At 65.9% G+C, this 20,919-nt stretch carries 20 protein-coding genes; 2 read left to right on the top strand and 18 right to left on the bottom strand.

Annotated elements, in window-relative coordinates; all coding sequences use genetic code 11:
* Nucleotide 1 precedes the first annotated feature (1 nt).
* The 12 genes from FOC84_RS13700 to FOC84_RS13645 form a co-directional block, all read right to left on the bottom strand.
* On the bottom strand, nt 2-418 hold the full coding sequence (locus FOC84_RS13700) for a GtrA family protein (RefSeq protein WP_217278793.1): 417 nt from the start codon (nt 416-418) through the stop codon (nt 2-4).
* Entirely contained in the window at nt 412-1,113 is a 702-nt protein-coding gene (gene purN, locus FOC84_RS13695; protein ID WP_173144868.1) for a phosphoribosylglycinamide formyltransferase, read from the bottom strand. Before purN ends, FOC84_RS13700 begins: the two co-directional genes overlap by 7 nt.
* The gene (locus FOC84_RS13690; RefSeq protein ID WP_173144867.1) at nt 1,110-2,039 is read right to left on the bottom strand and encodes a glycosyltransferase family 2 protein; all 930 of its coding nucleotides are present in this window, start codon (nt 2,037-2,039) and stop codon (nt 1,110-1,112) included. Before FOC84_RS13690 ends, purN begins: the two co-directional genes overlap by 4 nt.
* A complete protein-coding gene (locus tag FOC84_RS13685; protein ID WP_173144866.1) occupies nt 2,036-2,722 on the bottom strand; it encodes a WbqC family protein in 687 nt (228 codons plus the stop codon). The genes FOC84_RS13690 and FOC84_RS13685 overlap by 4 nt, the downstream gene beginning before the upstream one ends.
* 89 nt (nt 2,723-2,811) lie before the next feature.
* A complete protein-coding gene (clsB, locus tag FOC84_RS13680; RefSeq protein WP_173144865.1) occupies nt 2,812-4,023 on the bottom strand; it encodes a cardiolipin synthase ClsB in 1,212 nt (403 codons plus the stop codon).
* Entirely contained in the window at nt 4,020-4,886 is an 867-nt protein-coding gene (locus tag FOC84_RS13675; RefSeq protein ID WP_013396896.1) for an endonuclease/exonuclease/phosphatase family protein, read from the bottom strand. Before FOC84_RS13675 ends, clsB begins: the two co-directional genes overlap by 4 nt.
* 271 nt (nt 4,887-5,157) lie before the next feature.
* Nucleotides 5,158-6,945, bottom strand: coding sequence for an aspartate--tRNA ligase (gene aspS / locus FOC84_RS13670; RefSeq protein WP_173144864.1), 1,788 nt, complete (start codon nt 6,943-6,945; stop codon nt 5,158-5,160).
* A gap of 41 nt (nt 6,946-6,986) precedes the next feature.
* Entirely contained in the window at nt 6,987-7,652 is a 666-nt protein-coding gene (locus FOC84_RS13665) for a DUF502 domain-containing protein (protein ID WP_438800882.1), read from the bottom strand.
* Nucleotides 7,653-7,668: 16 nt separating this feature from the next.
* A complete protein-coding gene (locus FOC84_RS13660) occupies nt 7,669-7,983 on the bottom strand; it encodes an FmdB family zinc ribbon protein (RefSeq protein WP_173144862.1) in 315 nt (104 codons plus the stop codon).
* 241 nt (nt 7,984-8,224) lie between these two features.
* Complete coding sequence (locus tag FOC84_RS13655; RefSeq protein WP_173144861.1) at nt 8,225-9,508, bottom strand: putative Na+/H+ antiporter; 1,284 nt, start codon at nt 9,506-9,508, stop codon at nt 8,225-8,227.
* Nucleotides 9,509-9,668: 160 nt separating this feature from the next.
* On the bottom strand, nt 9,669-11,153 hold the full coding sequence (locus tag FOC84_RS13650) for a M81 family metallopeptidase (RefSeq protein ID WP_254241971.1): 1,485 nt from the start codon (nt 11,151-11,153) through the stop codon (nt 9,669-9,671).
* A 24-nt stretch (nt 11,154-11,177) separates the two neighbouring features.
* Nucleotides 11,178-12,158, bottom strand: coding sequence for a Bug family tripartite tricarboxylate transporter substrate binding protein (locus tag FOC84_RS13645; protein ID WP_173144859.1), 981 nt, complete (start codon nt 12,156-12,158; stop codon nt 11,178-11,180).
* Between the two features lie 129 nt (nt 12,159-12,287).
* On the opposite strand from FOC84_RS13645, the gene FOC84_RS13640 reads away from it, so the two are divergent.
* Both FOC84_RS13640 and FOC84_RS13635 read left to right on the top strand, forming a co-directional pair.
* Complete coding sequence (locus tag FOC84_RS13640; RefSeq protein WP_173144858.1) at nt 12,288-13,619, top strand: aspartate aminotransferase family protein; 1,332 nt, start codon at nt 12,288-12,290, stop codon at nt 13,617-13,619.
* A gap of 26 nt (nt 13,620-13,645) precedes the next feature.
* Complete coding sequence (locus FOC84_RS13635) at nt 13,646-14,518, top strand: MurR/RpiR family transcriptional regulator (protein WP_173144857.1); 873 nt, start codon at nt 13,646-13,648, stop codon at nt 14,516-14,518.
* 4 nt (nt 14,519-14,522) lie between these two features.
* Here FOC84_RS13635 and FOC84_RS13630 read toward each other — a convergent pair whose 3' ends face one another.
* From FOC84_RS13630 to FOC84_RS13605, 6 genes are all read right to left on the bottom strand, one after another.
* Complete coding sequence (locus FOC84_RS13630) at nt 14,523-15,419, bottom strand: DUF6999 family protein (RefSeq protein WP_173144856.1); 897 nt, start codon at nt 15,417-15,419, stop codon at nt 14,523-14,525.
* Nucleotides 15,419-17,347, bottom strand: a complete 1,929-nt coding sequence (locus tag FOC84_RS13625; RefSeq protein ID WP_173144855.1) for an iron-containing redox enzyme family protein — start codon at nt 17,345-17,347, stop codon at nt 15,419-15,421. Before FOC84_RS13625 ends, FOC84_RS13630 begins: the two co-directional genes overlap by 1 nt.
* 33 nt (nt 17,348-17,380) lie before the next feature.
* The gene (locus tag FOC84_RS13620) at nt 17,381-18,313 is read right to left on the bottom strand and encodes a fatty acid desaturase (RefSeq protein ID WP_254241970.1); all 933 of its coding nucleotides are present in this window, start codon (nt 18,311-18,313) and stop codon (nt 17,381-17,383) included.
* Nucleotides 18,273-19,049: a sterol desaturase family protein gene (locus FOC84_RS13615; RefSeq protein ID WP_173144854.1), complete on the bottom strand. Its 777-nt coding sequence runs from the start codon at nt 19,047-19,049 to the stop codon at nt 18,273-18,275. Before FOC84_RS13615 ends, FOC84_RS13620 begins: the two co-directional genes overlap by 41 nt.
* 123 nt (nt 19,050-19,172) lie before the next feature.
* Nucleotides 19,173-20,069 (bottom strand): 4-hydroxy-tetrahydrodipicolinate synthase, encoded by an 897-nt coding sequence (gene dapA, locus FOC84_RS13610; protein ID WP_173144853.1) that lies wholly within the window; start codon nt 20,067-20,069, stop codon nt 19,173-19,175.
* Nucleotides 20,070-20,387: 318 nt separating this feature from the next.
* Nucleotides 20,388-20,873, bottom strand: a complete 486-nt coding sequence (locus FOC84_RS13605) for a GAF domain-containing protein (protein ID WP_173144852.1) — start codon at nt 20,871-20,873, stop codon at nt 20,388-20,390.
* Between the last annotated feature and the right edge of the window lie 46 nt (nt 20,874-20,919).

The raw sequence follows: 20,919 nt of genomic DNA, 5'->3' as shown, positions 1-20,919 counted from the left end.
TCTACCTTTTCGCCGTATCGGCGAACACAAACCAGCGAAGCGCGCAGAACATGAACCCGGCGACGATAAAGACGGCGGCCAGCTGAACCCATTGATGGGGTATGCCGAGGCGATCGGCGAATAGCGCCAACAGGCCAATATTGATCAAGTACCCCACGCCGTGGGCGCACACATACCGCAATGCCGGTCCGAGCATACGGCCGCTGCTCTGGAAGGTCAGGCGCCGATTTCCGAAAAATGCCAATGCCGCTGTTACGGCATAGAGCAGCGTAACCGTTATCTTGGGCGCCATGCCCAGGTGCGTGACCAGCAGATAGACCGCATATCCCAGGGCATTGCTTACCAGGCCGACCAAGGCATAGCGCAACAACTGAAAGCGGTAGCCGGATCGTCCGGAGCGCCGGTCCGGATTCAGCACGAGGACGGATCCCCTGCGGGTTGCGCCTTCACTTCCTGCCAAAACGCCTCGTCCTCCCATTCGATGCCGACGGTACCGAATGGATTGAACATGATGTCCCTGCCACATAGCCGCAGCACGCGTGCACGGGCATGCCCAGCAATACCCAGTTGGCCTCTCAAGGTCTCGAGCAATGCCAAGCAACCGGCGCGGAACACCACATCCATGACGAGATCGACACCATCGCCCGGCTCCACCGGAATCGCCGCCTGCACCAGCGGCCGGCCCGCATCGACTTCCGCCGAGACCCGATGCGCGGTCACTCCCAGTAACGTGGCCCCGTACTCCAGCGCGCGCTTGACGGGCTCAACCCCGATCACCCCGCCGAACGCCGGCAATAAGGAATAGTGCAGATTGAGCAGGGCATTCTCGTACTCCGTCACAAATTCCGGCGTCAAGATCTTGTGGACGTTCGTCACCACGGCATCGGCGGCAAGGCGTCTCAGTTCAAGTTGCACGTCCGCCTGACCCGATCGCGAAAAATCCATGCAACGCGTGGGCAAACCCTTGCTGCGGGCAAACTCGCTGGCGCCACATTCCCGGTCGGTCAGTACGCCCACAAGCCGTGCGCCTGGCAACCACCCGCGCTGCATGGCCGCATACACGAACCTGAGATTGCCGCCGCCGCCCGAGCATAGAAATACGACGCTCTTCATGGCGCGCCGTTCCGATAGACATCGCGGACTATCGTGTACGGACGTCCCTTCGCTTCCGTGTAGATTTTGGCTACGTAAATGCCGAGAACGCCAAGCGACGACATCAGCAGCCCGCCCAGCAGCCAGATGGAAGCCATGACCGATGTCCAGCCCGCCATGGAGGTGTCCTCCAGCCACCACCGCAATACCAGGAAGACGATATAGCAGCCGGCCACCAGCGATATCAGCAGCCCCAGATAGAAAATGCTGACCAAGGGCGCATTGCTGAACGCAGTGACCGAATTCACGAGCAGGGACATTTTCTTGCGCAGCGTATAGGTCGACGTCGAATTGCTCAGCTTTTCGACCTCGCAAGCCAACTGCCTGAAGCCTGTGATGAACCAAAGCCCTGCGATGAAGACTTCGCGCTCCTGATGCTGTAACAACGCCTGCACGTAGCGCCGTGACATCAGGCGCGCGGTGGTGACGTTGCCTGGCAAGGGCATGCCGGTCAGCTTCTTCAGCGTATACCAGAACAGCCGGCCCGTGATCCGTTCGAACCATGCGCCCTTGCGCTGCCGCTGCACCCCGTACACCACGTCGCTGTCGCTCTCGGCGCGCAGGGCGGCAAACTCAGCCAGCCATTCGGGGGCCTCTTCGAGGTCGGTATCGATAAGGAAAACCTCATCGCCGCCGGCATGCGCCAGGCCGGTCATCATGGCTTTGTGATGGCCGAAATTGCGCGACAGGTCCACCACGACGATCCTGGAATCAAGGGAGGCGATCTGCCTGGCGATATCCAGGCTCTCGTCGGGCGAACCATCGTTGACGAGAATGATCTCGTAGTCATCGCCAGCATGTTCTCTCGCCGCCTGCCGGATTCGACGGCAGAACTCGTCGATATAGGGCGCGGACCGATACAGAGTGGCGACAACGGAGAGCTTCATTTCACGTATCTCATGTACTGGGGGGACCCAGCGCCACAGTTGAACAACAGATCCAATACGGACACCGCATGTTCGAATTTTCCCCACAATTGAGGGTATTCCGGATACCCCGCATAGTCGAACCATTCAACGCGTATGCCTACTGCCGAAAACTCGCTTTCATCAAGATAAGCCTTGGCGGCTGGACCCGATATGTAGCGCTGCGCACCTGCCTGGCGGCAAAGGCCGACCAGTCTTCCAGTCTTGCCGGGCGTATGCTCGAAATCCGAGGAATCGCTGATCTTCGTCCCGATGCCCAGATATCCGCAGATGGCCTTGATGAAGGCGACGTTCAATTCCGATAGACGCTGATAACGCCTTTCCAGATACAAGGGTTTCAGCCAGCGCGCGACATCGTCAAAATAAGGGGCGCGCCCGTAGTTCGCAGCGAGGGTTTTCCAGTGCTTTTCAGGCCATGGGCCCGCAGGCAATTCCACTTCGCAAATGCGCCGCTGGATATCCGCGCCGACGGGAATGGAGAGCCACTGCGTACCTTGCGGTGTCTTGATCTGGTTCCGGTTGCGCCAGTCATTCTTGGTGAACTGAACCTCATCATAAATGACGAATTCATCCACCGCGGCGATCAGGTCAAAATACCCCTTCCACGGCACGTAATTCGACTGCAGGATTGCCACTGTTTTCATGACCGCGTCGCCATCGTCGGCAATCAACCGTGGTGTAGCTGTTTCCGACTCGTGTAATTTGAGGCGAATTCTACTCCAACGCCCCGCCCTCAGTACTTATCCGAAGTCCCCGTCAACGCCACTCCGATGCGCAGCAGGGTGTAGGAAACCGCGTCGACCCAGCGTCGTATCCACCCCCGGCGCTGGTACTCCAGCGGCCGGATGAAGCGTCCGCCCTCCCGGATGGCCGTCTCCAGGCGTTCCTGCAGGTCCCAGGAGAAGGGCTGGTCGTCGACGACCACGTTGGCTTCGCGCGCCAGCAGCAGGCTGAAGGGGTCCAGGTTGGACGAGCCCACCGTCGCCACGTTGTCGATGACCGCCACCTTGGCGTGCAGGTAGCTCGGCATGTATTCGTAGATCTCGATGCCATCACGCAGCAGCTGGTCGTACAGCGAGCGCGTGGCGTGGTACTGCATGCGGTATTCGACCTTGCCCTGCAGCAGCAGGCGCACGCGCACGCCGCGCGCGGCGGCCTTGGCCAGCGCCCGGCGGAACTGGCGGCCGGGGAAGAAATAGGCGTTGGCGATCAGGATGTCGCGGCGCGCGTGCGCGATGCCGTACAGATAGGCGCGCTCGAAGGTCTGGCGAAAGCGCAGGTTGTCGCGCAGCACCAACGCGGCGCGCAGGTCGCCACAGGGCGCAACGGCGGCGTGGCGCGGCTTGAGCAACCGCATGCGGTTCCAGTCGCGCGGATGGCGGCGCAGGCGCGCCCAGTTCAGCCGCACCCACAGCAGCTCCTGGGCATAGGCGGCCTCGGTGACCAGCGGTCCCTGCACCTGGACCGCGAAATCGAAGCGCGGGCCGGTGATGCCGTCCGTCGGATCCTGGTCGTCGTAGTCGTCAAGGATGTTGATGCCGCCGATGAAGGCGACGCGTCCGTCCACCACCGTGACCTTGCGGTGCAGCCGTCGCAAGCGGCTGCGCGACGGGATATAGCGCGCAAACCAGCGCGGCTCGGGGCGGAAGATGCGGCATTGAGCGCCGGCGTTGGTCAGGCGCGTGCGCAAGGGGTCGACGAACTCGGCGCTGCCGAAGCCATCCAGCACCACGCGCACCTTGACGCCACGGCGAACGGCCGCCTCCAGGCAGTCCAGCACCTGGGAGCCGGTGCGGTCCGGCGTGAAGATATAGGTTTCCAGGTGCACGCTGACCTGGGCGGCGTCAATGGCCGCGCATAGCGCGGGAAAAAAGTCGGCGCCGTTCTGGAGCAACTGGATGTCGTTGCCCACCGTCCAGTCCAGCTGGGACTGCTCTGCCCTCACGGCAGTTCCAGCTCGGCCAGTAAGGGGGAATGATCGGAAAGCCTGGCCCATTCGCGGCCGCGCAGCACGCGCGCGCTGCGCACGGCGAAGCCACGCTGGTAGATGCGATCCAGGCGGAACCACGGGAACACCGCGGGGAAGGTGCGTGGCGGCGGCAGCAGCAGGCGCGAACTGTCGCCCATGCCCAGCTGATTGGTGCGCTCCATCACGGACACGCCGCCATTGGGCAGCCCGCGCAGGGCATTGCTCAGGCGCTTGACCGAATCGCGCAGGCGCGGCAGTTCGCCGCCATGGCTGCGCGGGGCATGCGAGAACACTTCGTACAAGCCCAGCTGCTGCACGAACAGGGGCGCCAGGCGATCGCCCCAATCGTTGAAATCGCCCGCGATCAGGATGGGTTCGCCATCCGGCACCATGCGCCGGATCCGTTCGGTCAGCGCCAGGATCTGGCGGCTGCGGCTGCCGGCGAACAAGCCCAGGTGCACGACGAAGCAATGCACCGCGCGTCCGCCCAGTTCTATGCGGGCGTGCAACAGTCCACGCTGTTCCAGCCGGTGATCGGAGATGTCCAGGTTTTCGTGGTCAAGAATGGGAAAGCGCGACAACAGCGCATTGCCGTGGTCCGTCTCATGGCGGATGGCATTGCGGCCATAGGCCACGTCCAGCCGCAAGGCGGCGGCGAGGGATTCGTGCTGGGCGTCGAGCAGGGACTTCTGCTCATTGCGGCCCTGGACCTCCTGCAGGAAGACCAGATCCGGACGCAGGCCATAAAGGCCCAGACGCAATTCGTTCAGGGAGTCGCGCCGGCCCAATGCCGAGCGGCCCTTGTGTATGTTGTAGCTGACGACGCGGATGAGCGACATGGAAAATGGCGCCTTTCAAAACCGGGAAACCGCCGGCCGCAGAAAAAAAGCCCGGCCAGCGCCGCCAGACCAGGCGGCGTTTGCCAGATTACTCCAATTCAGAAGACCGTTCCCACCGTCGCGACGCCATACAGGCAACAGCCCCGTTCATTCGAACGATGCGCGCCGCAAGCAAGCAACGCCCCCCAAGCGGGGCCGCACGGATCCGGGCTCCGCCGGTCCGTAGCGGCGCCCCCCGGGGGGAAGCGCCTCCGGCGCTTCGGGGGGGGCCTTACTTCGGTTCTACGTTGCGCAAGCGGATGTGCAGTTCGCGCAATTGCTTCTCGTCGACTTCCGAGGGCGCCTGGGTCAGCAGATCCTGGGCGCGCTGGGTCTTCGGGAAGGCGATCACGTCGCGGATCGACTCGGCGCCGGTCATCATGGTGACGATGCGGTCCAGGCCGAAAGCGATGCCGCCATGCGGAGGCGCGCCGTACTGCAGCGCGTCCAGCAGGTAGCCGAACTTCTCGCGGGCTTCCTCGGCGCCGATCTTGAGCGCGCGGAACACCTTGCTCTGCACTTCCTCGCGATGGATACGGACCGAGCCGCCGCCGATTTCCCAACCGTTCAACACCATGTCGTAAGCCTTGGCGAAGGCCTTGCTGGGATCGGTTTCCAGGAAGTCTTCGTGGCCATCCTTCGGGCTGGTGAAGGGGTGGTGAGCGGCGGTGTAGCGGCCGTCTTCCTCGTCGTATTCGAACATCGGGAAGTCGACCACCCACAGCGGCTGCCAACCGGCTTCGAACAAGCCGGTCTTTTTGCCGAATTCGCTGTGGCCGATCTTCACGCGCAGCGCGCCGATGGCGTCGTTGACGACCTTCTCGCGATCCGCGCCAAAGAAAATGATGTCGCCATCTTGCGCGCCGGTGCGCTTGACCAGTTCGGCCAGGGCAGCGTCGTGCAGGTTCTTGACGATGGGCGATTGCAGGCCGTCGCGGCCCTTGGCCACTTCGTTGACCTTGATGTAGGCCAGGCCCTTGGCGCCGTAGATGCCAACGAACTGGGTGTAGCCGTCGATCTCGCTGCGCGACATCTCGGCGCCGCCGGGCACGCGCAAGGCGACCACACGGCTGCCGGGTGCCGTCGCAGCGGCGGCGAACACCTTGAAGTCCACGTCGCGCATCACGTCGGTGATGTCGGTGAACTCGAGCTTCACGCGCAGGTCCGGCTTGTCCGAACCATAGCGGCGCATCGCTTCGGTCCACGGCATGATCGGGAACGGCGACGCCAGCTCGACGCCCTGCACCACCTTGAACACATGGCGGATCAGGTTCTCGAAGATTTCACGGATCTCGAATTCGTTCAGGAACGAGGTTTCGCAGTCGATCTGGGTGAATTCAGGCTGGCGGTCGGCGCGCAGGTCTTCGTCGCGGAAGCACTTGGTGATCTGGTAGTAGCGGTCGAAACCGGACACCATCAGCATCTGCTTGAACAGCTGCGGTGATTGCGGCAGCGCGAAGAAGTGGCCGGCGTTCACACGCGAGGGCACCAGGTAGTCGCGCGCGCCTTCGGGCGTGCTCTTGGCCAGCATCGGGGTTTCGATGTCGATGAAGCCCAACTGGTCCAGGAACTTGCGCGTTTCGATCGACACGCGGTAGCGCAGCATCAGGTTGCGCTGCATCTGCGGACGGCGCAGGTCCAGCACGCGGTGCGTCAGGCGGGTCGTTTCCGACAGGTTGTCGTCGTCCAGCTGGAACGGCGGCGTGACCGACGCGTTCAGGATCTCGACTTCCTTGCAGAGCACTTCGATTTCACCCGAAGCCAGCTCGGCGTTGGCGGTGCCCGCCGGACGCTCGCGCACCAGGCCGGTGACGCGGATGCAGAATTCGTTGCGCAGGCGCTCCGCGGTGGCGAAGGCGGCGTTGTCCGGATCGAACACGATCTGCGCCAGGCCCGCGCGGTCGCGCAGGTCGATGAAGATGACCCCGCCGTGGTCGCGGCGGCGGTTCACCCAGCCGTACAGGGTGACGGTCTGGCCGAGATGGTCACGGCAAACCTGGCCGGTGTAGCAGGTACGCATGCGGGATGACTCCGTTTATGTGCTTGGTTGTAGCGTAAGGGTTACGAATCGGCGCGAGGCGCGTCTTGCGCGCCGGGAGCCGGGACGGGAGCGGCCGGCCGGTCCGCGGGCGTCGCCGCCTGGACCGGGGCGACCACGCCCATGGAAACGATGTACTTCAATGCCGCGTCCACGCTCATCTGAAGATCCATCGCGTCAGCGCGCGGGACCATCAGGAAAAAGCCGGACGTGGGATTCGGCGTGGTCGGCACGTACACGCTGATGTGGTCGCCGGGAAGCCGGTCGGCCACTTCGCCGCTGGGCGTGCCGGTAACGAAAGCAATGGTCCAGCTGCCGGCGCGCGGATACTGCACCAGCACCGCGCGGCGGAATGCCTGACCGTTGGGAGCAAGCACGGTATCGCTGACCTGCTTGACCGAGTTGTAGATCGAACGCACCAGCGGTATGCGGCCCAGCAGGTTTTCCCACTGGTCCACCATGGTGCGGCCGATCAGGTTGGCCGCGAATACGCCCGTCAGCAGCACCACCACCACGACCAGGACGAAGCGGAAGCCGGGGATGTCGATGCCGAACAGCGATTCGGACGACAAGAAGCCAGGCACGAACCCTTCGAGGGTCGCGACCAGCAAGCCCAGCACCCACACCGTGATGACCAGGGGAACCCAGATCAGCAGGCCGGTGATGAAGTACTTCTTGATGACGCGCATACGCATCGCGTGTGCTCTAGGAAGCGGCGCTACCGGCAGCGGGCGCGGCAGGGGCGGCCGGAGCTGCCGCGGGCGCGGCGGCGGGCGCGGTACTTTCAGCAGACGCCGGCGCGGCGGCCGGAGTGGCGCCTTGGCTGCCGCCGTTGCCGTTGCCACGGAAATCCGTGACATACCAGCCGGAGCCCTTGAGCTGGAATCCAGCCGCGGTCACCTGCTTGGAGAACGTGCTTTGGCCGCATTCGGGGCAAACCGAAAGCGGCGCATCGGAAATCTTCTGCAAGACGTCTTTGGCATGGCCGCAGGCGCTGCACTTGTAAGCGTAAATGGGCATCTAGGACTCCCAGGCGCGGGCCCGGCGTATCAAGAACCGCTGTGGCCGGACGCAATGTCCGGGGCCGGACCGGGTCGCAAGACCTGGTCCGAACGGAAGCGGCGGGTGGGCGAGGCCGGAAAAAATACGGGAAAGTCTTGAATTTTAGCGGTTTTTCGTGAACGGCCGGTGTCCGGCCCCGGCGGCCCGCCTCGGAGGAGGCCAGGAAGCCGCCGCCCGGGGCTTTGCCGGCCCCGCCGCCCTATACAGGAAGCAGGAACATGACCGCCGCCACCAGGGTCGGCGCCAGGGCCGACAGGAACAGCCGCCCCGACGAAATGCTGCCGTCCGGGAAGTGGTTCTTCAGGATGGCGAAGCCGGCCGGGTTGGGTGCGTTGGCGATCACCGTCAGCCCCCCGCCCGTGACCGCCCCAGCCACCAGCATGTAGCGCCAGGCCTCGTTGGTGCCTTCGACCAGCGATCCCAGGTAGGTCAGCGCGGCGTTGTCGGTGATGGCGGTGAGCGCGGTCGCGCCCCAGAACAGCACGAAGGGTTCAAGCCCGCCCAGCAGGTCCTGCAGCCACCACTTTTGCAAGCCGCCCAGCACCACCAGCCCGGCCAGGAAGAAGCCGACCATCAGGCCTTCCTTGATCATCAGGCGGCTCTGGTGACGCTTGTAGGCTTCGGTGAAGCCGATGAACATCATCAGGAGGCCCATGAAGATGGCCGGATGATGCGCGCTGAGCACCACGGCGACCAGGAAGACCAGGTGCACCAGCATGACCAGCAGCGGCACCGGCCCGCGCGCATCGCCGCTTTCGGGCGCGTCCACGCCGCCGCCCGTGCCCACCGAGCGCTCCAGCAGCGCCTTGCGGCAGACGAAGGTAAGCAGGGCCGCGTTCAGGCAGACGGCGATCGCGGCGCGCCAGCCGAAATGCTGCGCCATGAAGGTGGAATCCCAGCCGAAGGTGGTGGCCACCATCAGCACCGGCGGCGCGGCATAGGAGGTCAGCACACCGCCGATGGAGACGTTGACGAACAGCACGCCGAGCGTCAGGTATTTGAAGCCCGCGCGCCCGCTGCTGCGGAAGTAGGCGTCGCGCAGCAGGATGGCGGCCAGCGTCATCGCGGCGGGTTCGGTGATGAAGGAGCCGCCCAGCGGCACCAGCGACATCACCACGAAGAAGGTGGCGAGTTCGCGCGGCAGCGGCAGCACGCGCGCCACCAGCCGCACCAGCGTTCCCACCAGTTCCAATATGGGCCGGCTGGCCGCCACCACCATGATCACGAAGACGAAGAGCGGCTCGGTGAAGTTGCGCGTGTCCATGTATTCGATGGCATGCGAGGGGCCCGACAGCGCGGCCATCGCCACGATCAGCACGAAGGCCCAGACGCCGAACACGGCCTCGACTTCGGAGAACAGATGCCAGATGCCCGCATGCGGTCCGCCACGATGCGCGAGCCGCGCGAAGAAGGGAACCGAGAAGGTATGAAGAACCGCCACGGCGAACAGAAGAGTGGCGATGACTTCAAGTGTCTGGGGCATGTAAACGACTTCCGGAATGGGGATTCGACAGCGCGGACGCCGCCCGGCGGGCTTGCGGGACAAGGGTCGCAATATAGCGCAAGGCCCTTGCCGTGTAACGCAGGGTCAACACCAAGGCGCGCGGGTCCGCGCCGCTATTTCCGCAGGTCTTGCACCCCGGTCAGTGCGTCCTGCGCGCATGCCGGAACGGCAGCAGCCTCAGATCCAGCGCCGCCGGTCCGGGCGCGTCGACGTCGATGATCGCGGCGCACAGCGGCAGGAAGGCCGCGCGGAAGTGGTTCTTGGCCTTCACGCACAGCAGCCGCACCTGATCGAGATCGACGCCGTGCAGCGCGAAGAAGCCCGGATCGTTGGCCGGCGCCACCAGTTCGGTGACGATGACCCGCACATTGGGGCGGTCGCGCAGCGACAGCAGCACGGTGCGTCCGCAACTCGTGCGCACGCCCGTTTCCATCGGACCGGTATTGCTGAATTCACCATCGGTATAGCGTTCGACGCGGAACGCCGCGTGCACCGGCGCACCGAAGTCGCGGCTCACGCGGCCGCCCAGGGCCAGTTCGCAATCGCCGCCCAGCCCTGCCTCATAGGCGCGCCTGACCGCGTCCGGGTCCGCGAAGCTGGCGAACACGCAAGGCAGATCGATACGCGCATCCAGCAAGGCGCGGAACAGCGCCGGCGTGTCGCACACGCCGCCAGACAGCGGGTTGTCGCCCGGATCGGTGACGGCCACCAGGCCGCCCGCGCGCGCCGCTTTCACGGCTTGCGCCAAGCCCTCTTGCGGCGTCGGCAGGATGACCGCAAACGCAGGCGCCAGGCGCCGCATTGCGGCCATCATGGCCTCGGCCGCGGTCTGCGCCAGCTTGCCCGCGGCATCGCGAGCCGTGTCGGCCACCACGAGCACCGATGCGCCGGTATCGGCGGTATCCGCATATGGAAAGCCGCCGAACACCGAGACTTCGGCCACGCCTTCGCCCATCTGAGCGGCGGCGAGATCCTGCAATTCACGCATGGGGCCGGCATCGGTGCGCATGTTGAAGCTGGACAGCAGCAGGTCCGGCTTGGCCACCAGCACCCGCGGCGACAGCGTGCCGGCCTGCGTGCGCAACAGCATGTCGAGCACGCGCTGTGCAGCTTCCCGCATGTCGATGTGGGGATAAGTCTTGTAGCCGCTGGCGCAATCCAGCAGGCCGCCCAGCTCAGGAGCCAGGTTGGCATGCAGGTCGAAGCTCGCGCCCAGGGGTACCTCGGGCAGCAGAACCCGCAAGGCCCGCACGAAGTCCAGGTCGGGGGTCTGGCGCCGGTCGGTGATGGCGGCGCCGTGCAACGACAGGTAGACAGCATCCCAGCCGGCCTCGTCCGCGGCCAGCCCGGCCAGCACCTCTTCGGTAAAGGCACGGTGCACGGCGTCCTCTATCGGCCCGCCAGGCAGGGCGGACGCGCAGCGCAAGGCCACGACCTCCCAGTCCGGATGCGCACGGGCGAACTCGGCCACTTCGCCGAGTTCGGTGGCCGTGCCAGCGGCGGCGGCCAAGGCGTCGTCGCCCTTGCGCCACTCGCGCCGTTCGAAATCCGCCATGGTGCAGGGCACCGGGCAGAAGGCGTTGCCTTCGTACCAGAAGCGCGCCACCGCCAGCCTTTTCTTCATGCCCTTGCCCATGCGTTTCCCCGCTTATTCCGGACGGATGTCGGTGCCTTCGATCACCACACGGTACTTCTCGCGCTCCGTCTGCAGATGCTGCGCCAAGGCTTGCGGCGTGCCACCCATGGGCTGCGCGGCCAACGCGGCCAACCGTTCGCGCGTGGCGGGCGCATCCAGCACCCGCTGAGCGGCGGCGTTGAGCTTGTCGATGACGGGCTGCGGCGTGCCGGCGGGCGCCATCACCACGAACCACGAGGTCAGCTCGAAGCCCGGCACGGACTGCGCGATGGCGGCCACGCCCGGCGCCGCGGCGACCGGCTGGGCCGAGGTCACGCCCAGGGCCACCAGCTTGCCCGCCTTGATCAGCGGCAGGGCGGTGGGCAGGTTGTCGGCCGACAGGTCGATCTGGCCGCCCAGCAGGTCATTGTTGGCCTGGCTGGCGCCCTTGTACGGCACGTGGCGGATGTCCACCTTGCCCATGCGCTTGATCATCTCCAGCGCCAGATGGCCCGAGCTGCCCACGCCGGGCGACCCCCAGTTCAGGCGTCCGGGCTCGGCGCGCGCGGTGCGCAGCAGGTCGTCCATGGTCTTCAGGCCCGAACCGGGATGCGTCAGCACCACGTTCGGCACCTGCGCCACGTAGGCGACCGGCGCGAAATCCTTGACCGGGTCGTAGCCGATCTTCTTGTAGACGTAGGCGTTGATGATCTGCGTGCCGGGCGTGCCCAGCAGCAGGGTGTAGCCGTCCGGCTGCGCGTGGGCCACCTCGGACGCGCCCAGGCTGCCGCCCGCGCCAGCCTTGTTGACCACCACCACGGACTGGCCGAGTTCGGCGCCCAGCCCTTCCGCCATCAGGCGGCCCAGCAGATCGGTGGTGCCGCCGGCGGCGAATGGCACCACCAGCCGCAGCGGCTGCTCCGGCCAGGCGGCGCCGGCCTGCCCGGCCGCGCCCAACGCGGCAGCCGCCGCAATCCCGACAGTCCAACGACGCAACAGATGGGAAAACTTCATGACGCCCCCTTGAGCGAATGATGACGATGCAACGGCCTACGCGACAATAAAACCGTTTGGTTTATTTTTACAATAAATATACCATGTGTTTTATTTGACAAACCAGACCGCGAACCGCCGCCCCACACCATGAGCCGCATCATCCATCGCAACTCCAGCCCCCTGCCCGTCGCCATCAAGGGCGAAGGCTGCTTCATCGTCGACCAGGAAGGCCGGCGCTACTTCGACGCCTCGGGCGGCGCGGCGGTCTCGTGCCTGGGACACGCGCACCCCGAAGTGCGCGCCGCGGCCGTCGCGCAGCTGGACGCGCTGGAATACGCGCACACCAGCTTCTTCACCACGCCGGCGGCCGAAGAGCTGGCCGAGCTGCTGGCGGCCAACAGTCCCGCCGGCCTGGGCAACGCCTATTTCGTTTCGGGCGGTTCGGAAGCGGTGGAGACCGCCCTGAAGATGGCGCGTCAATACCACGTGGAGCGCGGCGAGCCAGAGCGCTACCGCTACATCGCGCGGCGCCAGAGCTACCACGGCAACACGTTGGCGGCCTTGTCGGTGGGCGGCAACGCCGGCCGCCGCGCGCTGTACCAGCCCGTGTTGATCGAAAGCCATCACGTCTCGCCCTGCTTTGCCCTGCACTACCGCGAGGCTGGCGAAACGGACGAGCAGTACACCGACCGCCTGGCCGCCGAACTGGATGCCGAGATCCTGCGGCTGGGTCCGGATACCGTGTCCGCCTTCATCGCCGAAACGGTGGTCGGTGCAACTGCCGGCACGGTCGCGCCCGTGCCCGGCTACTTCCGCAAAATCCGCCAGGTGTGCGACCGCCACGGCGTGCTGCTAATCCTGGACGAAGTCATGTGCGGACTGGGCCGCACCGGCAGCTATCACGCCTTCGAACAGGAAGGCGTGATACCGGACCTGCTGACGCTGGCCAAGGGCTTGGGCGGGGGCTATCTGCCGATCGGCGCGGTGCTGGCGCACGACCGGGTCATCGGCGCCATCAATGCGGGCTCGGGCGCGTTCCAGCACGGCTACACCTATGTCGGCCATCCGGTGGCTTGCGCGGCGGCGCTGGCGGTGCAGCGCATCGTGCTGCGCGACAAGCTGGTGGCGCGCGTGGCGGACATGGGCGCGCAGTTCGGCGCCATGCTGGCGGCGCGCCTGGCTAAGCATCCGCACGTCGCCGACATCCGCGGCCGGGGCATGTTCTGGAGCGTGGAGCTGGCCGAGGATCCCGGCAGCCTGCGCGCATTCGCGCCGCAGCGCCGCCTGCATGCGCGCATCAAGGCCCAGGCGCGCGAGCTGGGCCTGCTGTGCTATCCGGGCGGCGGCACCGTGGACGGCAAACATGGCGACCACGTGCTGCTGGCGCCCCCATACATCAGCAGCGCCGACGAACTGGCCTTCGCAGTGGACGCGCTGGCCCGCGCCATCGACCTGGCGCTGGCGGACGATACGCCATAATACGCGGCACCTTACCCGGAGCGCAGATGGATAAAGCCGCCATCGACAAACTGATCGAAGCCCAGTTTTCCGCCCTGCCGCCCAAGTTGCGGCAGGCAGCCCGCTATGCGATCGATCATCCCAAGGACATCGCCCTGGAGTCGATGCGCGCCGCGGCCGGCCATGCCGGCGTGCAAGCCGGCGTCATGCTGCGCTTGGCGCGCCAGCTGGGCTTTGACACCTACGAGGCGTTCCGCCAGCCCTACCGCGACTGGCTGGCCGCGGGCGGATCCAGCTTCGCGGGCCGCGCCACCGCGCTGCGCAAGCGCCCGCAGCACGACGCCGACGCGGGGCTGGTCGCCGACATCCTAGATGCCGAAGTTCGCAACCTGGGCAGCAGCCTCGGTCCCGCCGCCCTGCCCGCGTTGAAGGCCGCACATGGCCTGCTGGCCGACGCGCGCCGCATCTATGTCATCGGCCTGCGCAGCCTGTATCCGGCGGCCTATCACTTCAGCTATGCCTGCGGCATGTTCCTGGACAAGGTGACGCTGCTTAGCGGCGTGGGCGGCACGCTGGCCGACGAGTTGCGCCGCATCGGGCCAGACGACGCGTTGGTCGCCTTCAGCCAGGCGCCCTATGCGCAGGCAGCGGTCACGGCGGTCGAATTCGCCCGCGAGCGCGGCGCCGGCGTCATTGCGGTCACCGACAGCGCGGTGTCGCCCATCGCCCCGGGTGCCAAGGCGTTGCTGCTGGTGGCCAACGATACGCCCTCGCTGTTTCCGTCGGTGGTGCCCGCGCTATCCATCGCGCAGACGCTGGCCGCCCTGCTGGTGGCGCACAGCGGCGAGGAAAGCCTGCGCGAAATCGCCAATAGCGAAGCCCAGCTGCAGCGCTTCGGCGTGTACGCGGAAAAGCGCTGAGACCTCAGGCGATCGGCGCGGGCGCCTCGCCGCCTTGCTGCGCCTCTTTCATTTCCATCAGCAGGCTGTGCAGCATCTCGGTGGACAGTCCATGCAGCACCAGCCGGTAGCCCGCGCGCAGGGTCGACATCGGCACCAGCGGATGGTTGTTGTTGACCAGGATCAGGTGCTGCGGCGCGCCCAGCAGCTTGGCCGCATAGATGCCGATGGTCTCGTCCAGCTGCAGCGAATTGGCCGCGCGCCAGAAGTCGTTGTCGGTCAGCATCAGCTGGTACAGCGGCGTGAACAGCTCGATGGCGCTTTGCAGGTCCAGGAAATTCAGCTTGCCCTGCGGCATGTCCTCGAGCAGCAGGTCCGGATCGCGGATCATCGAGAAATCGACCCGTTCCGGCGCATGCATCTCCACGCCGGCATCACGCAACGCCTGGTTCAAACGGATGACGAAGTTGAACAGGTTCAGGTCGTGCTTAACGAAGAGTTCGTCCTTCAGATCATCGATGTTGCGCGGCTCCAGCGGCGTGGTCGCAATGCGCACCGGCGAATTAGCGGCGATGAAGGACAGGATCTGCGCGCCCAGGTGGAAGTGGCGCAGGATCAGCCAGTTGGCCTCGGGCGACACGAAGCGCTTCAGGCCCCAGGCCAGGATGCGGTGCAACAGCTTCGAATGCGACCAGCGGCGCGGCAGGAAGGTCTTGATGACCTGGATCAGGATGATGAAGGCGCGCGCCAGCGGCCGCAGAAAGGGCAGCAGGTACTGGCGCGAGGCGCAGCTGGAATCCGTCAGCCAGGCCTTCTTCACCTTGTCGGGCAAGGGCGTGCTGCGGTCCAGGTACAGCGCCAGCCAGGGACTGGGATCGGCGGGATCGTGTGGCTTGGCAAGGAATTCGGGCTCTTTGCTCATCACGCGTCGCCTTCCATCACGTGGTGGAACTGCATCAGGTACAGCGCGGCCGTGCGGCGCGCCGTGTCGACGATGCGCTGCTCGGCGCGGCCGTCCTCATCGCAGTCCAGCGCCAGCTCCACCGCCGACAACCAGCGCGCCAGGTGATGCTCGTCGTTATGGCCGTGGTATTCCAGGAAGCGGAAGGCGTCCGGCGGCAGCGTCAGGCTGGCCTTGAGCAGCGGCAGCAGCGCCGGCACGATGCGCTGGCCCGTGCCTTCGATGATGTAGATGGCGCCCAGCAGGCCGATGGGGTCGCGCGTGGCGGCCAGGCCATGCAGATAGGCGTTGAGCGCTTCGCCGCCGGGATTGCGGCGCAGGGCGTCGATGTCGGCGACCGCGCCGCCCGCGGTGCGATAGTCCTGGAACAGGATCTGGAAGTCGTTCTGCTCTTCGCCCGCATGCGTGTCGATCAGCGCCGCGAGCGGTGCGTATTGCTCCGTCAGCGAGGCCGCGCCTTCGCGCATCCACTTGCTGCCCTCGCGCACCTGCGGAATCCAGTTCTCCATCCAGTTCAGATAATCGGCGGTCTGGAATTGGCGATTGCGCAGGCGCCGCACCACGGGCGTGCGCCACACGCGCGAGCGGTAGTCGTGCCAGATCGCCGCCAGTTCGGTCAGCAGCTGGCCCAGGCCCTGGGGTGCCATGTCGGGATCGTGCGGCGGCGCGATCGCCGCGGCGTCATCGCTGTTGGCGTCCTCGCGCGGCGCTGCCGCGGAGGCGGCAGGCGCGGCCACGGCGATTTGCGGGGCGTGGACGGCCTCGGCTTCCAGCAACATGTAGGCAGCCATGAAGCGGCCCGATTCCGGGATGTAGCAGAAGATCTGCTCGCCCGGCTTCACTTCGCGCGTTTCCAGGAACTCCGCCAGCATGATCAGGATGGACGCCGCGCCGGTGTTGCCGCGCCACGCCAGGTTGCTGAACCAGCGTTCGCGCGGGATCACCAGGCCAGCCTTCTCCATCAGGTCTTCCACCACCGGGATAAACTTCTCCGACGAGTAGTGGCACAGGAAGTGGTCCACCTGATCCGGGTCCAGCCAGCCGTCGCGCACCAGCTTGGCGTACTCATGGATGCCGATGTCGAACAGGTGCGGCAGCAGGCGGATATCCTGGCGCAAGGACAGCGCACCGTCGGCCTCGGCCTCGTTCCACGAGGGATAGTCCAGATGTCCCTTGGAGCGGTCGGCCGACAGGCCGAGCTGCATGCAGACCGGATAATCGCCCGAGAACGAGCGCTGGTGCACCCACTTCAGGCGCAGGCGCACGCCTTGCGAGGCGCCCGGCAGGGGCCGTCCGGTATTGCCCAGCAGCACCGCCCCCGCGCCGTCCGACAGCATCCAGCGCAGGAAATGCGCGTCGAAGTCGGCGTCATAGCCGCGCGCCGCGAAACGCGAACGCTTGAAGAGCCGCGACGGCAGCTCGCTGGCCACGGCCAGGGCGCTGGCATGTCCGCCCAGTTCCACGCCCTGCGCGGCCGTCTGGATGGCCGATACGCCGGCCGCGCAGATGCCGTGCACCGACAGGGTTTCCATCGGATGCGCGGCCAGCTCGCCCTGGATCATGTTGGAGAAGCCCGGCATCAGCGCGTCCCCGCCCGACGAGCCGCTGGCCAGCAGCGACACGGCGGACAGGTCGCTGTCGTTGCGCCGCAGGCAATCGCGGATGGCATTGGCCGCCAACTGCGCGTTGGAGAACACCGTGGCGCCTTCCGGGTCGATCGCGTAGTAGCGCTGCTTGATGCCGTTCTCCGCCAGGATGCGGCTCTTGATGCGGCTGGACATGCGGTTCAGCGGCGCGATGTAGCTGTCCATGGCATCGTTGGACACGGGTTCGCCCGGCATGAAATAGCCGGCGCTTTCCAGGTAGACACGATGAAACGCGATGGGCATGAGTGGCCTCTGGTGGATGTATGGGGTGCGGCGCTAGCGGATATGCTCGGGCGCCATGCATGAGCGGCTGCGAAAGCGCGGCATGACGGCGCCCAGCACGAACACGCGGAACATATAGGGCGTCAAGCCGGGCTCGTTCAAGACCGGATTCACGCGGCTGCGGTATTGCTCACGGTGCAGGCGCACCAGTTCCGACCAGTGCGCCCGCGGATGCTCGTGGTGCGCCGTGTGCAGGCCGATGTTGAAGAGCAGCGGATTGACCAGGCCCTCGAAATTGCGCGCATAGTTCAGGCCCGCGACGGACCGGGGCCCGCCGTCGGCATGGGCGTGCTGCAGGTAGTTGGTGGCCAGCAGCCAGTGCAGGCCGTGCAGTTGCGGCACGATGACGAACACCAGCGCCTTCATGGGATTCACGGCCAGCAGCCCGCCCCACAGGCCCAGCCACACGCCGTACTGCGCCATGCAATAGCGCCAGGCGCCCGGCCAGTGCCGGCGCAGACGGCCCAGCCAGGCGAAGAACAAGGGGTACAGCACCCAGCCCGCCTGCAAGGGATGGAGCAGATAGCCCCATAGGTGGTTGGTGTCGCCACCGAACCGATAGGTGCGCGCCACGTCGCGCGCGCCATGCTTGTAGCGGTGATGGTTGGCCACGTGCGCCGGATAGAACACGAAGGTCGGATGGCCTTGCAGCAGCGTGATCCAGAAGTCGGTGGCGCGATTGGTCCAGCGCCCCCGCCACATGCGGATGTGCGTGTGGTTGTGGTGGATGACGCCCACGCCCAGGGTCAGGAACAGCATCAGGCCGTACAGCGGCCACCAGAACCCGTGCACCCACTGCCAGCCCGCCAGCGCGGGCAGCGCGGCCAGGTAGGCCAGGCTTTGCCAGTCGCGCCGGTTGCGCAGCGACGGCAGCCGGCGCTGTCGCTTAAGCGCGCCCGCCAAGCGATTCTCGCTGCCGGAATGCATTCAGCTGGGACTGCGCCGCCTCGGCCTTGAGGCGGGTGCGGAACAGGCGGTCCATGAAGGTGAACTGGAAACCGTAATTGCCGTTGTAGCAGGCGTGGTGCAGATGATGGCGGCGGCTGGCGGCGAACCAGTGCGCGTAGGACACGTTGGGAAAGAAATCGTAGTTGGCGTGCCCGATGCAATTGAAGAACAGGCTGAACAGCGGCACCGACGCCAGCGACCAGAAGCTGAAGTCGTGCAGCACCATGGGCAGCATGATCACATTGCCCAGCATCAGCGCCTCGATCGGATGGAAGCTGTAGGTCGAGAATGGCGTGGTCACGACCGAACGGTGATGCGGCAGGTGGAAGCGGCGCAGCAGCTTGGTGTGCAACAGGCGGTGGTTGATCCAGAAGTGCACATCGTTCCAGGCCACCAGCACCAGGATCTCGAGCGTGATCTTTTGCCAGCTGGCATCCGGGTCCAGGTGCGCCCAGCCCAGTTGCAACAGGCCCCACGGAAAAATCATGCCCGTGCCGAACAGCAGGATGGACAGCCCGGACTGCGCGAACTCGCGCCGCAGCTGGCCCGGCGCCAGCGGACGCGGATCCAGCGGGCGGCCAATGCCCAGCGCGGGCAGGATGTGCTGCGTCAGCAGCCAGGTGGCCGCGCCGAAGACCAGGTAGATGCCGGCGAAGAAGAGCAGGCCCGCCAGCATGACTTGCCAGGCGGACAAGGCTACAAAAGCTTGGGCCATGAACGTTTTGTTTCACCCGAAGAATGGCCGCATGATAAGCAATCCGTCAGCTTCCCGGTAGGACATTTATTACTAAATGAATCCGAACACCACAAAGCTGGCGGACTGCTCACCAAGTTCGGCCTACTGGCAGGGATATTGCCGGTTCAGCCCCGCCACGGCGGCGTCCATGCGCGCGGCCAGAGCCGTGCTGGCGGACGGCATGGGCATGCGCAGTTCCTCGCTCAGCAGGCCCTGACGTCCCAGCTGCGCCTTCAAGGGACCAGGATTGGGCTCGGCAAACGTCAGCTGGATGATGGGGACCAGCGCATGGAACAGCTTCCTGGCCAGGTCCAGCTGCTGCGCCTTCACCGCCTGGTGCATGGCCACGAACAGATCGGGGCGGATGTGCGCCGCCGCCGCGATCATGCCCGCGCCCCCCAGACTCATCACGGACAGCGCCTGCAGGTCCTCGCCCGCCAGCACGTTCATGTTGCCGTCGGCGATCAGGGCAATCGTCTTCTCCAGCGAGCCGCCGCAATCCTTGATGGCCGCGATGTTCGGGTGCGCGGCCAGCGCCAGCAGGGTCGCTGTATCCAGCGTCGTGCCGGTGCGATAGGGAATGTCGTAGAGCACCAAGGGAAAGCGCGAGGCATCGGCCAGGCAGCGGAAATACGTGGCGGCGCCTTCCTGGCCGGGGCGCACGTAATACGGGGCGGGCGCCAGGATGCCGGCCAGCGGGCGCGTGCCGAAGGCGGCCAGGCGCTGCATCACGTGTCCGTGGTGGTTGCCCGCCAGGCCCATGATGACGGGCAGCCTGCCCGCCTCGGTCAGCACGGCGTCCAGCACCGCCAGCTGCTCGGCGTCGTCCAGCGACGCGGCCTCGCCGGTGCTGCCGCACACGACCAGCCCGTCCACGCCCGCTGCGGCGTAATGGCGCACCAGACGGCGCAAGGCCCCACCGTCCACGGCGCCGCCGGCAAACGGCGTGACCAGAGGCACCCAGACGCCCTGGATCGGAGATTGGTGATGAGATTGCATGAGAACACTCCTTCGGTGTAAGCGGACCGTGGTTGAGGACCGTACAGAAGTGCTCGGGATACTAGGGGATGCGCGGACGGCGCAAAGCGCCGCCAGGAGGCCGCTGTTCCGTCGCCCATCTGACGGAACAGCATGCTCCGGTCAGATGAGCGGCTGTTTTTTGGATTTCAGGCCGACGCAAGCCAGCACCACGCCCAGGGCGCGGAACGGGAAAGCGGATTGAATGGCCTGATGAATCATGAATGAATTGGGTGCAGTGGCCTGCAAACGCAGATGCGGGAATCTACCGGGAGCCCGCAATGCTGTCAACGCCGCGCCTCAGCCCAGACTGTCCAGGAACACCGCGCACAAGGCTTCCATGCCCTGGCGGTCGTCTTCGTCGAAGCGGTCCGGCAGCGGGCTGTCCACGTCCCATACGCCGATCAGTTGGCCCTGGTGCACCAGCGGCACCACGACCTCGGAACGTGAGGCCGCGTCGCAGGCGATGTGTCCGGGAAAGGCGTGCACGTCGGGCACCAACTGGGTCTGGCGCTGGCTGGCGGCCGCGCCGCACACGCCGCGGTTCAGCGGGATACGCACGCAGGCCGGCTTGCCCTGGAAGGGGCCCAGCACCAGTTCCGTGCCGTCGTAGAAATAGAAGCCCGCCCAGTTCAGGTCGGGCAGGGCCTGATAAGCCAGCGCGCTCAGGTTGGCGGCATTGGCGATGCGGTCATGCTCGCCCTCGAGCAGGGCGCGGGCCTGGGCAACCAGCCCGGCGTACAGGGCGGCCTTGGAATCGGCGACGATGGGAGCGGCTTCGAACATGGGAAATGTAACTGTACAGGCGGTTATCGATGCAGGTGATTTTAGG

Source organism: Achromobacter pestifer, assembly GCF_013267355.1.
GTDB lineage: Bacteria > Pseudomonadota > Gammaproteobacteria > Burkholderiales > Burkholderiaceae_B > Achromobacter > Achromobacter pestifer_A.
The sequence above is the reverse complement of the archived record's forward strand: the minus strand, read 5'-3'. Positions and strand labels throughout refer to the sequence as shown.